This is a genomic window from Desulfitobacterium sp. (assembly GCF_982384815.1).
This window is the reverse complement of record NZ_CEVWNY010000075.1, coordinates 1-14,448: the sequence shown is the minus strand read 5'-3', so window position 1 is coordinate 14,448 and position 14,448 is coordinate 1. Positions and strand designations below refer to the sequence as shown.

Genomic DNA, 14,448 nt, shown 5'->3' with positions numbered 1-14,448 from the left:
TTAAGGGTATCCCACATTTCTTTAAGCTGCGATTCTGGTTTTTCCACGTATTCAGCAGCCTGCATTTGTTCTTTGTCGATACTTGGATCTTTTTCCATACAAGCCACCCCCTACTTGGAATATTTAATCCGTGGATCTAAGAAAGCATAGATCACGTCAACCAGCAAGTTAACCAAGACAAAAATTGTTGCGATAAGCAAAACGACACCCTGCACCACCGGAAAATCAGACTTAAGAATACAGGCTACCGTATAGGAACCGATCCCCGGCCAGGAAAATACGGTTTCGGTCAGTACCGCTCCGCCAAGCAAACTGCCCAGCTGCAGACCAATAACCGTGACGATGGGAATCAAGCTGTTGCGAAAGGCATGTTTACGGATGACTTTACCCTCTGCCACACCCTTAGCCCTGGCGGTCCGGATAAAATCCTGCTGCAAGGTTTCCAGCATGCTGGAACGTGTCATCCTGGTAATAATGGCCATGGAATACATAGCCAGAGCCACCCCGGGCAAAATCAGGTGCATAAAGGCATCCTTAAAAGCCTCCATATCCCCGGCGATTAGACTGTCGATAAGATAAAACCCGGAGACGGAAGCAGGCCGCAATAAAGGATCGATTCTGCCGCTGGAAGGAAGCCAATGCAGTGTTCCGGAAAAAAGAATAATCAATAATATCCCCAACCAAAAGATAGGCATGGATACTCCCACTAAAGCTAAGAACATCCCCGCATTATCAAATATGGAGTTCTTTTTCACCGCAGAAATAACCCCGATGATGATGCCGAAAAAAGATGCCAAAATAATAGCAAATAAGGCCAATTCAATCGTGGCAGGGAAACGAGACATGATTTCCTTCACCACAGGTGCTTTAGTATAATAAGAAGTTCCCAGGTCCCCTGTCAGGGCGCCTTTGATAAAATTAAAATACTGCATAGGGATTGGATCATTAAGTCCGTTAGCCTGCCGCCAAGCATCCACAGATTCCTGGGTGGCATGCTGTCCCAAAACGATAGGGGCCGGATCAGGAGAAAAAACCCGCATAATAAGAAATACAATGATCGAAACACCGATTAATACCGGTATCAACATTAAGATTCGTTTAAAGATATATTTTAGCATCTCCAACACCCTTCGGCTCTCATGAATAAATATATTTATGATCAAAATAAGATCCTTCGATCATACCTTCCCTCAGGATGACACGAACTGTTGTTAGGCTACTTGCGACATATTACAGCCATTACTTTGTGTCATGCTGAGCGATAGCGAAGTATCTTGACCTGAATAAGTGCTAAGAATCAAATAAAAAGGAAAACCGGGAACCGGTTTAAATAAACCGGTTCTCGGTAACCAACTCTTTTTTGTTTAGCAGTTATTGTTTACTGTTTAGATACTCCGGCAAACGGGGTAACACCTGTTACATGGTATAAGAAGTTTTGGATATTAGGTCTATAGGCAGCAAGCGTCTCTGCATGGGAGATCGGGAGCCAAACAGCATCCTCGGCAGCGATTTTTTCGAGTTGGGTGTAGATCTTATTGCGCTCTTCACCGGCGGGAGCTTTTACCCCTTCTTTAATTAAGTTATTGAATTCGGGGTTATTGTAACGAGCCACGTTCATGGTAGGATCTTCGTGGGCCATTAGATACATGAAGTTATCCGGGTCTCCGTTGTCACCGATCCAGCCGTAGAAGCAAATATCATAGTCACCGGCTTTGACCTTTTGCTTGTAGGTAGTCCAGTCATAGGAATCAATGACGGTCTCAACACCAACTTTGGAGAGATAGCCTTGGATTGCTTCGGCAAGTGCTTGACCGTTGGCGGCATTATAAGGTCTTGGGTTAGTATAGGTGATAATGTGAACCTTGCTAATTCCGGCAGCTTTTAAAGCCTCGGTAGCAGCGGCAGGATCATAAGCTACTTGAGCAATACTCTTGTCATATCCTTCCATGAAGGTTGGTAGTACGGAGGTTGCAGGTTCGGAATAGCCTTGGTACAGGCTTTGAACGAGTTCAGGAACATTGATTGCTTGAGAAACAGCTTTCCGTGCCTTAACATCGTTAAAGGGCGCTCTGGAAGTGTTGTAAGCCATGTAGTTGATATTCATACCGGAGGATTGGAAAACTTTGTTTCCCGCACCGGTAATTTGGTCAACGACTGTAGCATCAATACCGTCGATCATATCAGCTTCGCCGTTATTCAAAGCAACCACACGAGCGGAGTTGTCTTTAATGAATTTGAAAATAACATTCTTGGTGAGGGCTTTTTTACCCCAGTATTCATCGTTGCGGACTAAAACAATGTTTTCATCCTTTTGCCAGCTGACAAATTTGTAGGGCCCGGTTCCTACCGGAGCTTCGTTGACGTTGTTGTTATGTTCCTGCAAAGCTTTAGGGCTAACCATCGGGGCAGCCATAACCATAGCAATGTTATTGAGGAAAGGAGTGCTGGGGTCGGTCAAATTAACTTTTACGGTATAAGTATCCACTACTTCTACGCTCTTAACAGATCCATAAACAAATGAGCCGTAAGCCATGTCCTCGGTAGCTTGAGGAGGAATCTGACGATCGATATTGAATTTCACCGCTTCAGCGTTAAAGTCCGTACCGTCATGGAACTTAACACCTTCTTGGAGTTTGAAGGTATAGGAAAGTCCATCATCACTTACATCCCAGCTTTTAGCCAGGGAAGGCTCAACCTTTGTCGAGTCATCGGCATACTTTAAGAGTCCTTCGTAAATGTTGATCATAACCTTGGCTGATTCACCATCATCAACCAGGGCCGGATCAAGTCCACGGGGTTCGGCGCCTTGGGCATAGATCAAAGTATCTTTCGTCTTGTCCACTTTTTCTCCGGAGTTAGCGCTGCCGCCGCTTGCACTGCTGCCGCAGCCGACCAGTGTGGCACCGACCAAAAGCATGCTTAAGGCCAGGGCAACAATCCTTTTAGCTTTTTTCATCTTTTTCTCTCCTTTTTTCTCCTTGTCAGTTATATAAAAGGTAACCTGTAAATAATTCTACCACCATACAGACGTCTGTCAATGATAAACTTTTGTCCACGAATAGTTCTTGTTTCCACAAAAAAAGGTAAGCGCTTACTTTACAGTTACAGTTAATCACCAGGCATGGCACACCATAAAGAAAACCCGGCTTCGCCGAGCTTTAGCGAAAGCGAAGCCGCTGGTTGCCCTTATGCGCCCGCAGACTTATACTTTCTGACTAGCCGAAAAAAGCCAGGCTGCTCTGTTGAACAGCCTGGCTTATTGGTAACCAGGAATAGGTAATGAAGGTGTTCGATTATACGAGTTCGATAAGAACCATTTCTGCGGCGTCTCCGCGGCGGGGTCCGATCTTAATGATGCGGGTATATCCACCTTGGCGATCAGCGTACTTTGGAGCAATTGTTTCAAATAGTTTGGTGACCACATCTTCTTCCAAAAGATATGCCAAAGCGTTACGGCGTGCAGCCAGGTCGCCTTGCTTGCCGAGAGTGATCATCTTCTCAGCAATGGCGTTGACCTCTTTGGCACGGGCTTCTGTGGTTTCAATGCGCTCGTGTTTTAAAAGGGAGGTTGACAGGTTGCGAAGCATTGCGCCGCGATGACCTGTATTTCTTCCCAATTTACGGTAAGCCAATATTGTTCCCCTCCTTTTGCACCGAATTATTCATCGGCTTTGCGGAACCCCAAGCCGAGCTCACTTAACTTAGTTTGCACTTCTTCCAAGGACTTGCGACCGAGGTTGCGCACCTTGATCATATCCTCTTCCGTCTTCTGGGTCAGTTCTTCCACTGAGTTAATACCGGCCCGTTTCAGACAATTGTAAGAGCGCACAGATAGGTCAAGATCTTCAATCGTCATCTCCAGGATTTTGTCCTTGGCTTCTTCTTCTTTTTCCACCATGATCTCAACATTGTTGAGCTTATCGGTGAGGCCGATAAAGAGCCGCAGGTGCTCACTTAAGATCTTCGCAGCCAGACTGGTGGCTTCTTCCGGAGAGATACTGCCGTTGGACCAGACTTCCAGAGTGAGTCTGTCATAGTCGGTAACCATGCCTACCCGGGTATCCTCAACGGTATAATTCACCTTATAGATCGGTGCGAAGATGGAGTCGATGGGAATGATGCCGATGGCTTGGTCCGGCTTTTTGTTCTTATCAGCGGATACATAGCCCCGGCCTCTTTCAGCAGTCATCTCCATGAAAAGACGACCGTCCTTATCCAAGGTTGCGATCTTCAAGTCCGGATTGAGAATCTCAATATCGGCATCGGTGATAATGTCACCGGCCTTGACGACTCCTTCTCCTTCGGCTTCCAAACGGAGAACTTTTACTTCATCCGTATGTCCTTTCAAAGCAAGGCCTTTGAGGTTGAGAATAATGTCCGTGACATCTTCCAAAACCCCCGGTACTGTAGAAAACTCGTGGAGTACCCCTTCGATCTTTACTGATGTGACAGCAGTCCCCGGAAGAGAGGATAGGAGAATTCTTCTCAAGGAGTTACCCAGAGTAATTCCATATCCCCTTTCGAGAGGCTCAACGACAAATTTAGCATAAGCATTATCGTCAGTTCGTTCGACACATTCAATCTTGGGCTTCTCGATTTCTAACATCGGAATGCACCTTCTTTCTCGGGAACTTGATATCAACAAACCATCCTAAGTTCCGTATTAACGGGAGTATTTTTCAACGATGAGGTGTTCTTGGATGGGCAGTTGAATATCTTCTCGATCAGGTAGTGCGACGATTGTTCCGGTTGCAGCATTAGCATCCAAGCTCATCCATTTCGGTGGAGTCCGATCCAAGGTGGATAGGATTTCCTTCATCCGTGGTGAAGATTTGCTGCCTTCTTTGACGGCAACTACATCTCCAACCCGAACGAGGAAGGAAGGAATATCAACTCGGCGGCCATTGACGGTAAAGTGACCATGGCGAACCAGTTGACGAGCTTCTGGACGGGACGTTGCTAATCCAAGTTGGAATACAACGTTGTCAAGACGACGCTCTAAGAGACGAAGGAGGTTTTCACCTGTCATCCCTTTTTGGCGGTTGGCCTTATCGTAGTAGCTACGGAATTGCTTTTCAGCTACGCCATAGATCCGACGAACTTTTTGTTTTTCACGCAACTGAATACCATATTCAGTTGGCTTTTTGCCACGGCTTTGACCGTGTTGACCAGGAGCATAGGCACGGCGATCAATCGCGCATTTGCCAGTATAGCAACGGTCTCCTTTGAGGAAGAGTTTCATACCCTCCCGGCGACATAAACGACAAACAGGGCCTGTATATCTTGCCATGATGACACCTCCTTATACTCTTCTACGTTTCGGAGGCCGACAACCGTTATGCGGAATCGGCGTCACGTCTTTAAGCATATTTACTTCCAAACCTGCCGCTTGGAGAGCACGGATAGCAGCCTCACGGCCGGCACCCGGTCCTTTAACAAAGCATTCAACTTCTTTCATGCCATGTTCCATAGCGACTTTGGCAGCAGTTTCGGCAGCCATTTGGGCAGCATAAGGAGTGCTCTTACGAGATCCTTTGAAGCCAAGAGCGCCGGCACTGGACCAAGAAATCACGTTACCTTTGGTATCGGTAATAGTGATCATGCTATTGTTAAATGTTGACTTAATATGGGCAACGCCTGTAGCAACGTTTTTACGTTCCCGGCGTTTTGTGCGTACAACTTTACGCGCCATCTCGGTAATCCCCCCTTATTATTTTTTGCGTTTTGCTCCGACAGTTTTGATCGGACCTTTACGGGTACGGGCATTCGTCTTGGTGCGTTGTCCACGAACGGGAAGCCCACGACGATGACGTAATCCACGGTAGCAGCCGATTTCCATCAGACGCTTAATATTAAGGGATACTTCCCGACGCAAGTCACCTTCGACTTTGATTTCTTTATCGATAACTTCCCGGAGGCTGTTTACTTCCTCTTCGGATAAGTCACGAATACGAGTATCCGGGTTGACGCCGGTTCTGGCAAGAATTTTCTGTGCGGTGGGAAGCCCGATTCCATAGATATAGGTGAGTCCCACTTCAACACGTTTTTCCCGCGGTAAATCTACTCCAGCGATACGTGCCATCTAAACTTTACACCCCCATAAGCTGTTACGCCGTTGGGATCTATATCCCAAGGCTATAGTTACAAAACAAACCATCCGCAACAAACTTTAGTTAAGCAAGTCGACAGCTCCCGCTACATTGGATCTAGCTCTAGGTCCAATCAGCCGCGCAACGGTGAGTCTTAAAGTCTATCCTTGCCTTTGTTTGTGTTTCGGGTTTTCACAGATCACCATGACTTTGCCATGGCGCTTGATGACCTTACATTTTTCACAGATTTTTTTCACAGAAGGCCTTACTTTCACCGTAATCCCCTCCCTTTGGTCCTTTACTTAAACCGATATACGATTCTTCCTCGAGTTAAGTCATAGGGAGAAAGCTCCACAGTGACCCGGTCTCCCGGCAGAATGCGTATAAAATTCATCCGGATCTTCCCGGAAACATGAGCCAATACCTTGTGTCCGTTGGCTAATTCCACCAAAAACATGGCATTGGGCAGTGGTTCCAGGACCTTTCCTTCAACTTCAATAACGTCTTCTTTTGACATGTTCAGCCCTCCTCCGGCAAACTCTCTTCGGGTGTATTTAACTCCGAGTTAATATCTCAGGGCCATTTTCCGTAATGGCTACTGTGTGTTCGAAATGGGCAGATGCTTTACCATCCTTCGTCACGACAGTCCAATGATCACTTAAGACTTTTACTTCGTAAGTTCCCAAGTTAACCATGGGTTCGATAGCCAAAACCATCCCGATTTCGAGTCGTGGCCCTCGGCCTGGCTTACCGTAGTTGGGAATCTGTGGATCCTCATGCATCGCCTGACCAATTCCGTGACCGACATAGTCCCGGACAACGGATAAGCCATGGGCTTCCACATGGGTTTGAATGGTATGCGATATATCCTGGAGGCGGTTGCCTTTGCTGGCTTTGGGAATCCCTAACATTAAGGATTCTTCGGTGACCCGCAGGAGCATCTGCAGTTCACCAGAGATCTCGCCTACCGGCAAGGTAATCGCAGCATCTCCTACATATCCGTCAAAAACCGCACCACAGTCAATACTGATAATATCTCCAGATTGCAAAGTCCTTAAACCGGGGAAACCATGGACCACTTGTTCATTCACGGAAGTACAGAGGGAGAAGGGAAACCCGTTATATCCTTTGAAGGCCGGTATCGCACCGCATTTGCGGATATACTCCTCGGCGATTCGATCCAACTCCCCTGTGGTTATGCCAGGCCTTACATTTTCCCGCATCAACTCCAGAGTATCAGCGACAATCTTTCCTGCTTTCCTCATCCGTACAATTTGTGAAGGGGTCTTTAGTTCAATCATGATTATGCTCCAGGGCTTTGACAATGTCATGCAAAACCAGAGCAATATCTTGATCCCCGTTGATCTCCCTTAAGAGTCCCTTTTGCCGATAGTAGTCGATTAAGGGCTGGGTCTGATCATTATAGACCTTTAAGCGGTTCTGGGCAGTTTCCAAAGTGTCATCGCTTCTTTGATAAAGTTCTCCACCGCATTTGTCGCATACTGCTTCTTTCGCCGGTGGATTAAATACCATATGGTAAGTGGCTCCACACTGTCGGCAGATCCGGCGTCCGGTCAGACGCTCTAAAAGCTTCACTTCCGGAACCTCAATATTGATGACTCCGTTCAGTTCCATCTTCAGATCCACCAGAATCTTCGCTAAAGCATCGGCTTGGGCGACTGTCCGTGGAAAGCCATCCAACAAAAATCCTTGGCTGCAATCGGGCTGGGCTAAGCGTTCAGCCACAATCCCGATGGTTACTTCGTCTGGGACAAGTGATCCGGCTTCCATATATTCTTTGGCTTTGTTACCAAGGGCAGTTCCTGCTTTGATAGCAGCTCGGAACATATCACCGGTGGAAATATGAGGTATTTGATACTTGGTAATTAAATCAGCGGCTTGGGTTCCTTTTCCTGCCCCGGGTGGTCCCATGAGGATTGCTCTCATCAGGTTTACCTCCTTACTTCATGAAACCTTGGTAGTGCCGCTGCATGAGCATGGACTCCAATTGTTTCATGGTTTCAAGCGCAACGCTCACGACAATGAGCAGTGAGGTTCCGCCTAATGTGATGTTGGGTATGCCGGTCAATCCGATGACTAAGCTCGGAAGAACTGCAATCAAGGCTAGGAATGTACCACCGGCCAGAGTGAGTCTACTGAGAATTTTGGTTAGATAATCGGCGGTTGCCCGTCCGGGACGCAGTCCGGGAATGAAACCACCATACTTCTTCAGGTTGTCTGCCACATCCACCGGGTTAAAGCTGACGGCGGTGTAGAAGTAGGTGAAGAAGATGATCAGGGCTGCATAAATAGTGAGATAAGGAATCGAGTAACGGGTGCCGTTCATGACCAGCCATTTGTTAACGAATTGTACATAACCGGAGGTTGGATCCATCCAAGTGGCGATGGTGCTGGGGAAAGCCAGCAGGGAAATCGCGAAGATGATGGGAATAACCCCGGCTTGGTTAACTTTCATGGGAATATGTGAGGATTGACCACCGTATACCCGGCGACCCACCACACGTTTAGCATACTGAACTTGGATTCTCCGTTGACCTTCTTGAATGAAGAAAACGCCGGCGATGATTGCCGCACCGATCACTATCAGTCCAAGGACGGAGAAAACAGTGATTTCCCCAACTTTTAAGAGTCCGGTGATTTTAATAATAGCATCAGGTACTCTGGCGACAATACCGGCGAAGATGATCAAGGAGATTCCGTTACCAATACCATTTTCCGTAATCCGTTCTCCCAACCACATGAGGAAGGCTGTTCCCGCGGTAAGGATTAGAGCTACGAGCAGGTAGATGGCCCATTCCATTCCGGGTTTCGGAATTACCAGGGCTCCCCGCAAGCCGAAGGTCATACCGAAGCCTTGGACGAAACCGAGGATAACGGTGCCATATCGGGTATATTGGGTGATTTTCTTCCGCCCATACTCCCCTTCTTTGGCTAATCGCTCAAGAGAGGGGATGACGATGGTCAGAAGCTGCAAGATAATCGAGGCTGTAATATAGGGCGTAATACTCAAGGCAAACACTGAGAAACGCCTAAAGGATCCACCGGAAAAAGTATCTAAGAAATCATATAAGGTCCCCGACCCCAATATCTTGGCCAGGACGTCATGGTTGATAAAGGGAATCGGGATATGCGCACCAATGCGGAAAACAAGGAACATGAGTAAGGTGAATCCGATTTTTTTCCTGAGTTCTGGCAATTTCCAGGCATTTTTCAGGGAATCGACAATCATCTTATTCCACCTCGACTTTTCCACCGGCAGCTATGATTTTCTCTGCCGCGGATTTGCTGACTTTGTCAACTTGGACAGTCAAGGCTTTGGTCAGTTCTCCTGTTCCCAGTATCTTTACACCATCTTTAACAGTTTTGATGAGTCCCACTTCAAAGAGACTTTCATAACTGACTACTGCACCGTTTTCAAAACGTTCTAAGTCCCGTACATTTAAGACAACATATTCTTTCTTGAAGATATTTGTGAAGCCGCGCTTGGGCATCCGACGCATAAGAGGTTGTTGGCCTCCTTCAAAACCAGGGCGTACTCCGCCACCAGCGCGGGCTTTTTGACCTTTATGACCTTTACCGGCGGTTTTACCAGTACCGGAACCGGTTCCACGTCCCAGACGCTTGGGAGCTTTGGTCGAACCTTGTGCAGGTTTAAGTTCATGCAATTTCATGCTCGTCAACACCTCCTTTTATTCTGCGACGTTTTCCACCGCAACCAAGTGTGCGCATTTGCGAATCATCCCTTGGATACTGGGTGTATCGTCATGAACTACGCTAGAACCTAATTTGCCTAAGCCAAGGGCTTTAAGGACTTTGCGTTGGTTCTCTGAATACCCGATAGGGCTTTTTACGAGTGTTACTATAATTTTCACTGCCAACCCTCCTAACCCAGAATTTCTTCTACGGTTTTTCCGCGGAGTTTAGCAACCTCTTCCGCCCGCTTCAGAGCTTTTAAGCCAGCCATGGTAGCATTTACCATGTTGTGAGGATTTGCTGAACCTAATGATTTGGTGAGGATATCGGCAATACCGGCAGCTTCAAGAACGGCACGGACTGCACCGCCGGCGATAACACCGGTACCTTTGACTGCGGGCTTGAGCAATACACTTCCTGCTCCGTAGTTTCCTAAGATTGGATGGGGAATCGTGGTGCCAATCATAGGTATAGAAATCATATTCTTTTTAGCATCTTCTATGCCTTTACGAATTGCTTCCGGTACCTCGCCGGCTTTACCGAGTCCAGCTCCGACATGACCGTGGCCGTCGCCAACGACAACCAAAGCACTGAAGCTGAAACGGCGACCCCCTTTGACAACTTTTGCCACGCGGGCAATATGAACGACTTTTTCAGTCAACTCTAACTTACTCGCATCGATCTTCGCCAATGATTTTCCCTCCTTTACCGTGTCCTAGAATTCCAGACCGGCTTCACGAGCTGCTTCTGCAACAGCCGCGATCCGTCCGTGGTAGATGTTTCCGCCACGATCGAAAACCACTTTGGAAACGCCTTTCTCCAGTGCCCGTTTGGCAACCAGTTCGCCGACCTTTTGGGCTCCTTCGATGTTACCTCCGGAAATACCGGCGGCTTTGAACTCTGCATCTAAAGAAGAAGCGGCTACTAAAGTCACTCCGAGCTCGTCATTGATGACTTGGGCGTAAATATGATTGAGACTCCGGAATACGGCTAAACGGGGACGTTCTGCTGTGCCGAACATGTTCTTCCGGACTCGCTTATGCTTTTTCATGCGAATAGCTTTGCGGTCTACTTGCGTGATCAAAGGAAACTCACTCCTTTCAATTGGGCAAGAGATTTTGCCCTTGCCTTAAAGTCTTACTTCTTACCGCCTTTTTTACCGCCTGTCTTACCAGCCTTACGACGGACAACTTCGTTTTCATACTTAATTCCTTTGCCTTTATAAGGCTCAGGTGGACGCTCTTTGCGAATCTCTGCGGCAAAGTCACCGACGAGTTCTTTGTCCATACCCTTAACAATGATTTTGTTCGGAGCAGGGACTTCTACTTCGATTCCATCGAAGGGAATTAACTCGACGGGATGAGATTTACCCACTGAGAGAACGAGTTTGTTACCTTGCTTTGCAGCACGGTAGCCAACCCCAACCATGTCCAAGTTCTTGCTGAAACCCTTAGTCACTCCCTCAACCATATTGGCAATGAGAGTACGGGTCAAGCCATGCAAGGAGCGGCTAAGAGGTTCATCATCGGGACGGGTCACGATGATTTGTTGTTCTTCCATAGCAATGTTGACGCGTGAATGCATTTCCTTAGTTAAAGTCCCCTTAGGTCCTTTAACGGTGACAACATTGCCCTCTATGTTGACGTCGACGCCACTAGGAACGCTAATGGGCCGCTTGCCAATTCTGGACATCTTTTGCACCTCCGTAGTGTGTGATTACCAAATGTAGCAGAGCACTTCTCCGCCAAGACCTTCTTGACGAGCCCGCTTGTCAGTCATAACGCCTTTGGATGTGGAGATGATTGCCACCCCAAGGCCACCAAGCACTTTCGGAACTTCATCTTTTTTCGCATAAACACGCAGTCCCGGACGGCTGATCCGTTTTAAGCCGGTGATAACGCGCTCACGATTTGGGCCGTATTTCAGATAACAACGGATAACTCCTTGTTTGTTATCGGAAATGAATTCAACATCTTTAATGAAACCCTCTTCTTTGAGGATTTCGGCAATCGCTTTCTTGACATTGGAAGCCGGTACTTCAACTTTATCATGATAAACCATGCCTGCATTACGAATGCGGGTCAAGAAATCTGCAATTGGATCTGACATTGCCACTAGAGTCTTCCCCCTTCCTAACGTCCTCTTACCAACTGGCCTTCTTGACTCCAGGAAGTTCGCCTTTGTAAGCTAACTCCCTGAAGCAAATCCTGCATATTCCGAACTTGCGGATATATGCATGGGGACGGCCACAGAGTTTGCAACGGTTATGGTAGCGAACTGCATATTTTTGTTCACGCGCATTGCGCACGATCATTGACTTTTTAGCCACGCTCTAGGACCCTCCTTTTTCTACTTGCGGAACGGCATTCCGAGCATTCCGAGTAATTCACGAGCTTCCTCATCGGTTTTCGCTGTTGTCACGAAAATGATGTCCATGCCACGGATTTTATCGATTTTATCATATTCGATCTCCGGGAAGATAAGTTGCTCTTTAATACCGAGCGTATAGTTACCGCGTCCGTCAAATGCCTTATCAGATACACCGTGGAAATCTCGAACACGGGGTAATGCAACATTCATAAGACGATCTACAAATTCGTACATGCGGTCACCGCGCAGGGTGACTTTGGTGCCGATCGGCATCCCTTCACGGAGTTTAAATGCTGCAATGGACTTTTTCGCTCTGGTTACAACCGGCTTTTGTCCGGTGATTTTCATCAAATCACCGACTGCAGCATCGATTGCTTTGGAGTTTTGGATTGCTTCACCCACGCCCACGTTGATAACAACTTTTTCGAGCTTAGGGGTCTGCATCACATTTTTATAGCTGAACTTCTGCTGTAAAGCAGGAGCTATTTCACTGGTGTACTTATCTTTTAGACGAGCCAACTAAGGTCCCTCCCTTCTCGATTACTTTTTATCGGGCAGGTTGACACCGCATTTTTTGCAAACGCGGACTTTTCCAGCCTCAGTTTCCTTCACGCTGACCCGAGTTACGCTATTGCACTCTGAGCAATACAGCATGACATTTGAGCTAGCGATGGGTGCTTCTTTCTCAAAGATCCCACCTTGGGGCATGCTTTGAGTGGGTTTGGTGTGGCGCTTAACGATGTTAACCTTCTCCACTACCACACGACCTTTTTTCGGGAACACTTCCAGGACTTTGCCTTTCTTACCGGCGTCCTTTCCGGTGATCACCATGACCATATCGCCTTTTTTGACGTGTATCTTTTGCTTTACAGCAGCCACTTCATTCACCTCCACTGGTATGGGGTCTTAGATTACTTCCGGTGCGAGAGAAATGATTTTCATGAAATCCTTATCACGCAATTCCCGGGCTACGGGTCCGAAAATACGAGTTCCCCGCGGGCTCTTATCATCTTTAATAATTACGGCAGCATTTTCACTGAAGCGAATATAGGAACCGTCTTTGCGTTTAATTTCTTTCTTGGTCCGAACTACAACCGCTTTGACGACATCGCCTTTTTTGACAACGCCGCCTGGTGTTGCTTCTTTAACAGAAGCGACGATTATATCTCCAATCGATGCATAACGGCGCATTGAGCCGCCCAGCACCTTGATGCACATCAGTTCTTTGGCTCCAGAATTGTCTCCGACTCTGAGGCGAGTTTGAACTTGGATCATCTGTTGACCCTCCTTCCGAATTAAAGTTCAGATCTTAGAGAATAACTGCTCTCTCTGTAACCTCGACTACACGCCAGCGTTTGTCTTTGCTTATGGGACGTGTCTCCATAATGACAACGGTATCGCCGATTTTAGCGTCGTTGTTTTCATCATGGGCTTTGAACTTCTTGGTTTGGGTAATGGTTCTATGGTAAAGGGGATGGCGTACTTTCATTTCAACAGCAACTACGACTGTCTTATCCATCTTATCGCTTACGACTTTACCCATTCTAACTTTGCGTTGGGCTCTTTCCATGTTAAAAAGTCTCCTTTCCAACCTTAAGCACGGTTAATTTTTAATTCGCGCTCACGGAGAATGGTTTTGCCACGGGCAATCCCTTTCTTAACTTCACGGATTCTGGCCGGATTGTCCAGTTGTCCGGTAGCCAGTTGGAAACGCAAATTGAACAGTTCCGTTTTGTAGCCATCAATCTCCTTAAGGAGTTCTTCGTCGGTCATGTCACGGAAATTCTTAGTTTTCATTTGCGTCACCTCCTTCTAAGTCTTCGCGACGCACGATCTTACATTTGATCGGCAGTTTATGCATAGCTAGGCGCAATGCCTCACGGGCAATTTCTTCAGGTACACCGGCCAGTTCAAACATAACCCGACCGGGCTTAACAACGGCTACCCAGTATTCCGGGGAACCTTTACCGCTACCCATCCGGGTTTCAGCGGGTTTTGCCGTAATCGGCTTATCCGGGAAAATCTTAATCCAAACTTTACCGCCCCGTTTGATATAACGTGTCATGGCAATACGGGCGGCTTCGATCTGGCGATTAGTAATCCATGCTGGCTCCATAGCCACTAAACCGTACTCGCCGAAGGTAATTTTGTTACCGCGAGTTGCTGTTCCATGCATCCGGCCACGATGTTGTTTCCGGTGCTTTACTCTGGTTGGGACTAGCATTTATTTTCCTCCTTCCACCTGAGCGACCTTCTTGGCGGGAAGAACCTCTCC

At 47.3% G+C, this 14,448-nt stretch carries 25 protein-coding genes and 1 pseudogene; all 26 read right to left on the bottom strand.

The window, feature by feature from the left end; genetic code table 11:
• Window positions 1-98 (bottom strand): annotated as a pseudogene (locus tag AC1U9U_RS11330) (ABC transporter permease); the annotation flags it as partial.
• 12 nt (window positions 99-110) lie between these two features.
• Window positions 111-1,118: an ABC transporter permease gene (locus tag AC1U9U_RS11325; protein WP_479960672.1), complete on the bottom strand. Its 1,008-nt coding sequence runs from the start codon at window positions 1,116-1,118 to the stop codon at window positions 111-113.
• Window positions 1,119-1,378: 260 nt separating this feature from the next.
• A complete protein-coding gene (locus tag AC1U9U_RS11320; RefSeq protein ID WP_479960671.1) occupies window positions 1,379-2,956 on the bottom strand; it encodes an ABC transporter substrate-binding protein in 1,578 nt (525 codons plus the stop codon).
• 337 nt (window positions 2,957-3,293) lie between these two features.
• Window positions 3,294-3,632 (bottom strand): 50S ribosomal protein L17, encoded by a 339-nt coding sequence (gene rplQ / locus AC1U9U_RS11315; RefSeq protein ID WP_479960670.1) that lies wholly within the window; start codon window positions 3,630-3,632, stop codon window positions 3,294-3,296.
• A 26-nt stretch (window positions 3,633-3,658) separates the two neighbouring features.
• On the bottom strand, window positions 3,659-4,606 hold the full coding sequence (locus AC1U9U_RS11310; RefSeq protein ID WP_479960669.1) for a DNA-directed RNA polymerase subunit alpha: 948 nt from the start codon (window positions 4,604-4,606) through the stop codon (window positions 3,659-3,661).
• A 57-nt stretch (window positions 4,607-4,663) separates the two neighbouring features.
• Complete coding sequence (gene rpsD, locus AC1U9U_RS11305) at window positions 4,664-5,290, bottom strand: 30S ribosomal protein S4 (protein WP_479960668.1); 627 nt, start codon at window positions 5,288-5,290, stop codon at window positions 4,664-4,666.
• A gap of 12 nt (window positions 5,291-5,302) precedes the next feature.
• Window positions 5,303-5,692 carry a 30S ribosomal protein S11 gene (gene rpsK, locus AC1U9U_RS11300; RefSeq protein ID WP_479960667.1) on the bottom strand — a complete coding sequence of 130 codons (390 nt, stop codon included), beginning with the start codon at window positions 5,690-5,692 and terminating at the stop codon, window positions 5,303-5,305.
• Window positions 5,693-5,710: 18 nt separating this feature from the next.
• On the bottom strand, window positions 5,711-6,082 hold the full coding sequence (rpsM, locus tag AC1U9U_RS11295; protein WP_479960666.1) for a 30S ribosomal protein S13: 372 nt from the start codon (window positions 6,080-6,082) through the stop codon (window positions 5,711-5,713).
• Window positions 6,083-6,250: 168 nt separating this feature from the next.
• Window positions 6,251-6,364, bottom strand: coding sequence for a 50S ribosomal protein L36 (gene rpmJ, locus AC1U9U_RS11290; protein WP_005810119.1), 114 nt, complete (start codon window positions 6,362-6,364; stop codon window positions 6,251-6,253).
• Window positions 6,365-6,387: 23 nt separating this feature from the next.
• Window positions 6,388-6,606, bottom strand: a complete 219-nt coding sequence (gene infA / locus AC1U9U_RS11285; RefSeq protein ID WP_479960665.1) for a translation initiation factor IF-1 — start codon at window positions 6,604-6,606, stop codon at window positions 6,388-6,390.
• A 37-nt stretch (window positions 6,607-6,643) separates the two neighbouring features.
• The gene (gene map / locus AC1U9U_RS11280) at window positions 6,644-7,390 is read right to left on the bottom strand and encodes a type I methionyl aminopeptidase (RefSeq protein WP_479960664.1); all 747 of its coding nucleotides are present in this window, start codon (window positions 7,388-7,390) and stop codon (window positions 6,644-6,646) included.
• Window positions 7,383-8,036 carry an adenylate kinase gene (locus AC1U9U_RS11275; protein ID WP_479960663.1) on the bottom strand — a complete coding sequence of 218 codons (654 nt, stop codon included), beginning with the start codon at window positions 8,034-8,036 and terminating at the stop codon, window positions 7,383-7,385. Before AC1U9U_RS11275 ends, map begins: the two co-directional genes overlap by 8 nt.
• Window positions 8,037-8,049: 13 nt before the next feature.
• The gene (gene secY / locus AC1U9U_RS11270) at window positions 8,050-9,339 is read right to left on the bottom strand and encodes a preprotein translocase subunit SecY (protein WP_479960662.1); all 1,290 of its coding nucleotides are present in this window, start codon (window positions 9,337-9,339) and stop codon (window positions 8,050-8,052) included.
• Window position 9,340: 1 nt separating this feature from the next.
• Entirely contained in the window at window positions 9,341-9,781 is a 441-nt protein-coding gene (gene rplO, locus AC1U9U_RS11265) for a 50S ribosomal protein L15 (protein ID WP_479960661.1), read from the bottom strand.
• Between the two features lie 18 nt (window positions 9,782-9,799).
• Complete coding sequence (rpmD, locus tag AC1U9U_RS11260; RefSeq protein WP_479960660.1) at window positions 9,800-9,982, bottom strand: 50S ribosomal protein L30; 183 nt, start codon at window positions 9,980-9,982, stop codon at window positions 9,800-9,802.
• An 11-nt stretch (window positions 9,983-9,993) separates the two neighbouring features.
• Entirely contained in the window at window positions 9,994-10,494 is a 501-nt protein-coding gene (gene rpsE / locus AC1U9U_RS11255; protein WP_479960659.1) for a 30S ribosomal protein S5, read from the bottom strand.
• Window positions 10,495-10,518: 24 nt separating this feature from the next.
• Window positions 10,519-10,887 (bottom strand): 50S ribosomal protein L18, encoded by a 369-nt coding sequence (rplR, locus tag AC1U9U_RS11250; RefSeq protein WP_479960658.1) that lies wholly within the window; start codon window positions 10,885-10,887, stop codon window positions 10,519-10,521.
• Window positions 10,888-10,940: 53 nt separating this feature from the next.
• The gene (gene rplF / locus AC1U9U_RS11245; protein ID WP_479960657.1) at window positions 10,941-11,495 is read right to left on the bottom strand and encodes a 50S ribosomal protein L6; all 555 of its coding nucleotides are present in this window, start codon (window positions 11,493-11,495) and stop codon (window positions 10,941-10,943) included.
• A gap of 24 nt (window positions 11,496-11,519) precedes the next feature.
• Window positions 11,520-11,918, bottom strand: a complete 399-nt coding sequence (gene rpsH, locus AC1U9U_RS11240) for a 30S ribosomal protein S8 (RefSeq protein WP_479960656.1) — start codon at window positions 11,916-11,918, stop codon at window positions 11,520-11,522.
• Between the two features lie 28 nt (window positions 11,919-11,946).
• The gene (locus AC1U9U_RS11235) at window positions 11,947-12,132 is read right to left on the bottom strand and encodes a type Z 30S ribosomal protein S14 (protein ID WP_341547759.1); all 186 of its coding nucleotides are present in this window, start codon (window positions 12,130-12,132) and stop codon (window positions 11,947-11,949) included.
• 20 nt (window positions 12,133-12,152) lie between these two features.
• Window positions 12,153-12,692 (bottom strand): 50S ribosomal protein L5, encoded by a 540-nt coding sequence (gene rplE / locus AC1U9U_RS11230; RefSeq protein WP_479960655.1) that lies wholly within the window; start codon window positions 12,690-12,692, stop codon window positions 12,153-12,155.
• Between the two features lie 21 nt (window positions 12,693-12,713).
• Window positions 12,714-13,052, bottom strand: a complete 339-nt coding sequence (gene rplX / locus AC1U9U_RS11225) for a 50S ribosomal protein L24 (protein WP_479960654.1) — start codon at window positions 13,050-13,052, stop codon at window positions 12,714-12,716.
• 27 nt (window positions 13,053-13,079) lie between these two features.
• Window positions 13,080-13,448: a 50S ribosomal protein L14 gene (rplN, locus tag AC1U9U_RS11220; protein WP_479960653.1), complete on the bottom strand. Its 369-nt coding sequence runs from the start codon at window positions 13,446-13,448 to the stop codon at window positions 13,080-13,082.
• Window positions 13,449-13,482: 34 nt separating this feature from the next.
• Window positions 13,483-13,743 carry a 30S ribosomal protein S17 gene (gene rpsQ, locus AC1U9U_RS11215; RefSeq protein WP_479960652.1) on the bottom strand — a complete coding sequence of 87 codons (261 nt, stop codon included), beginning with the start codon at window positions 13,741-13,743 and terminating at the stop codon, window positions 13,483-13,485.
• Between the two features lie 23 nt (window positions 13,744-13,766).
• Window positions 13,767-13,970, bottom strand: a complete 204-nt coding sequence (rpmC, locus tag AC1U9U_RS11210) for a 50S ribosomal protein L29 (protein WP_479960651.1) — start codon at window positions 13,968-13,970, stop codon at window positions 13,767-13,769.
• Window positions 13,960-14,397 carry a 50S ribosomal protein L16 gene (gene rplP, locus AC1U9U_RS11205; protein WP_479960650.1) on the bottom strand — a complete coding sequence of 146 codons (438 nt, stop codon included), beginning with the start codon at window positions 14,395-14,397 and terminating at the stop codon, window positions 13,960-13,962. The genes rpmC and rplP overlap by 11 nt, the downstream gene beginning before the upstream one ends.
• Window positions 14,398-14,448 lie beyond the last annotated feature (51 nt).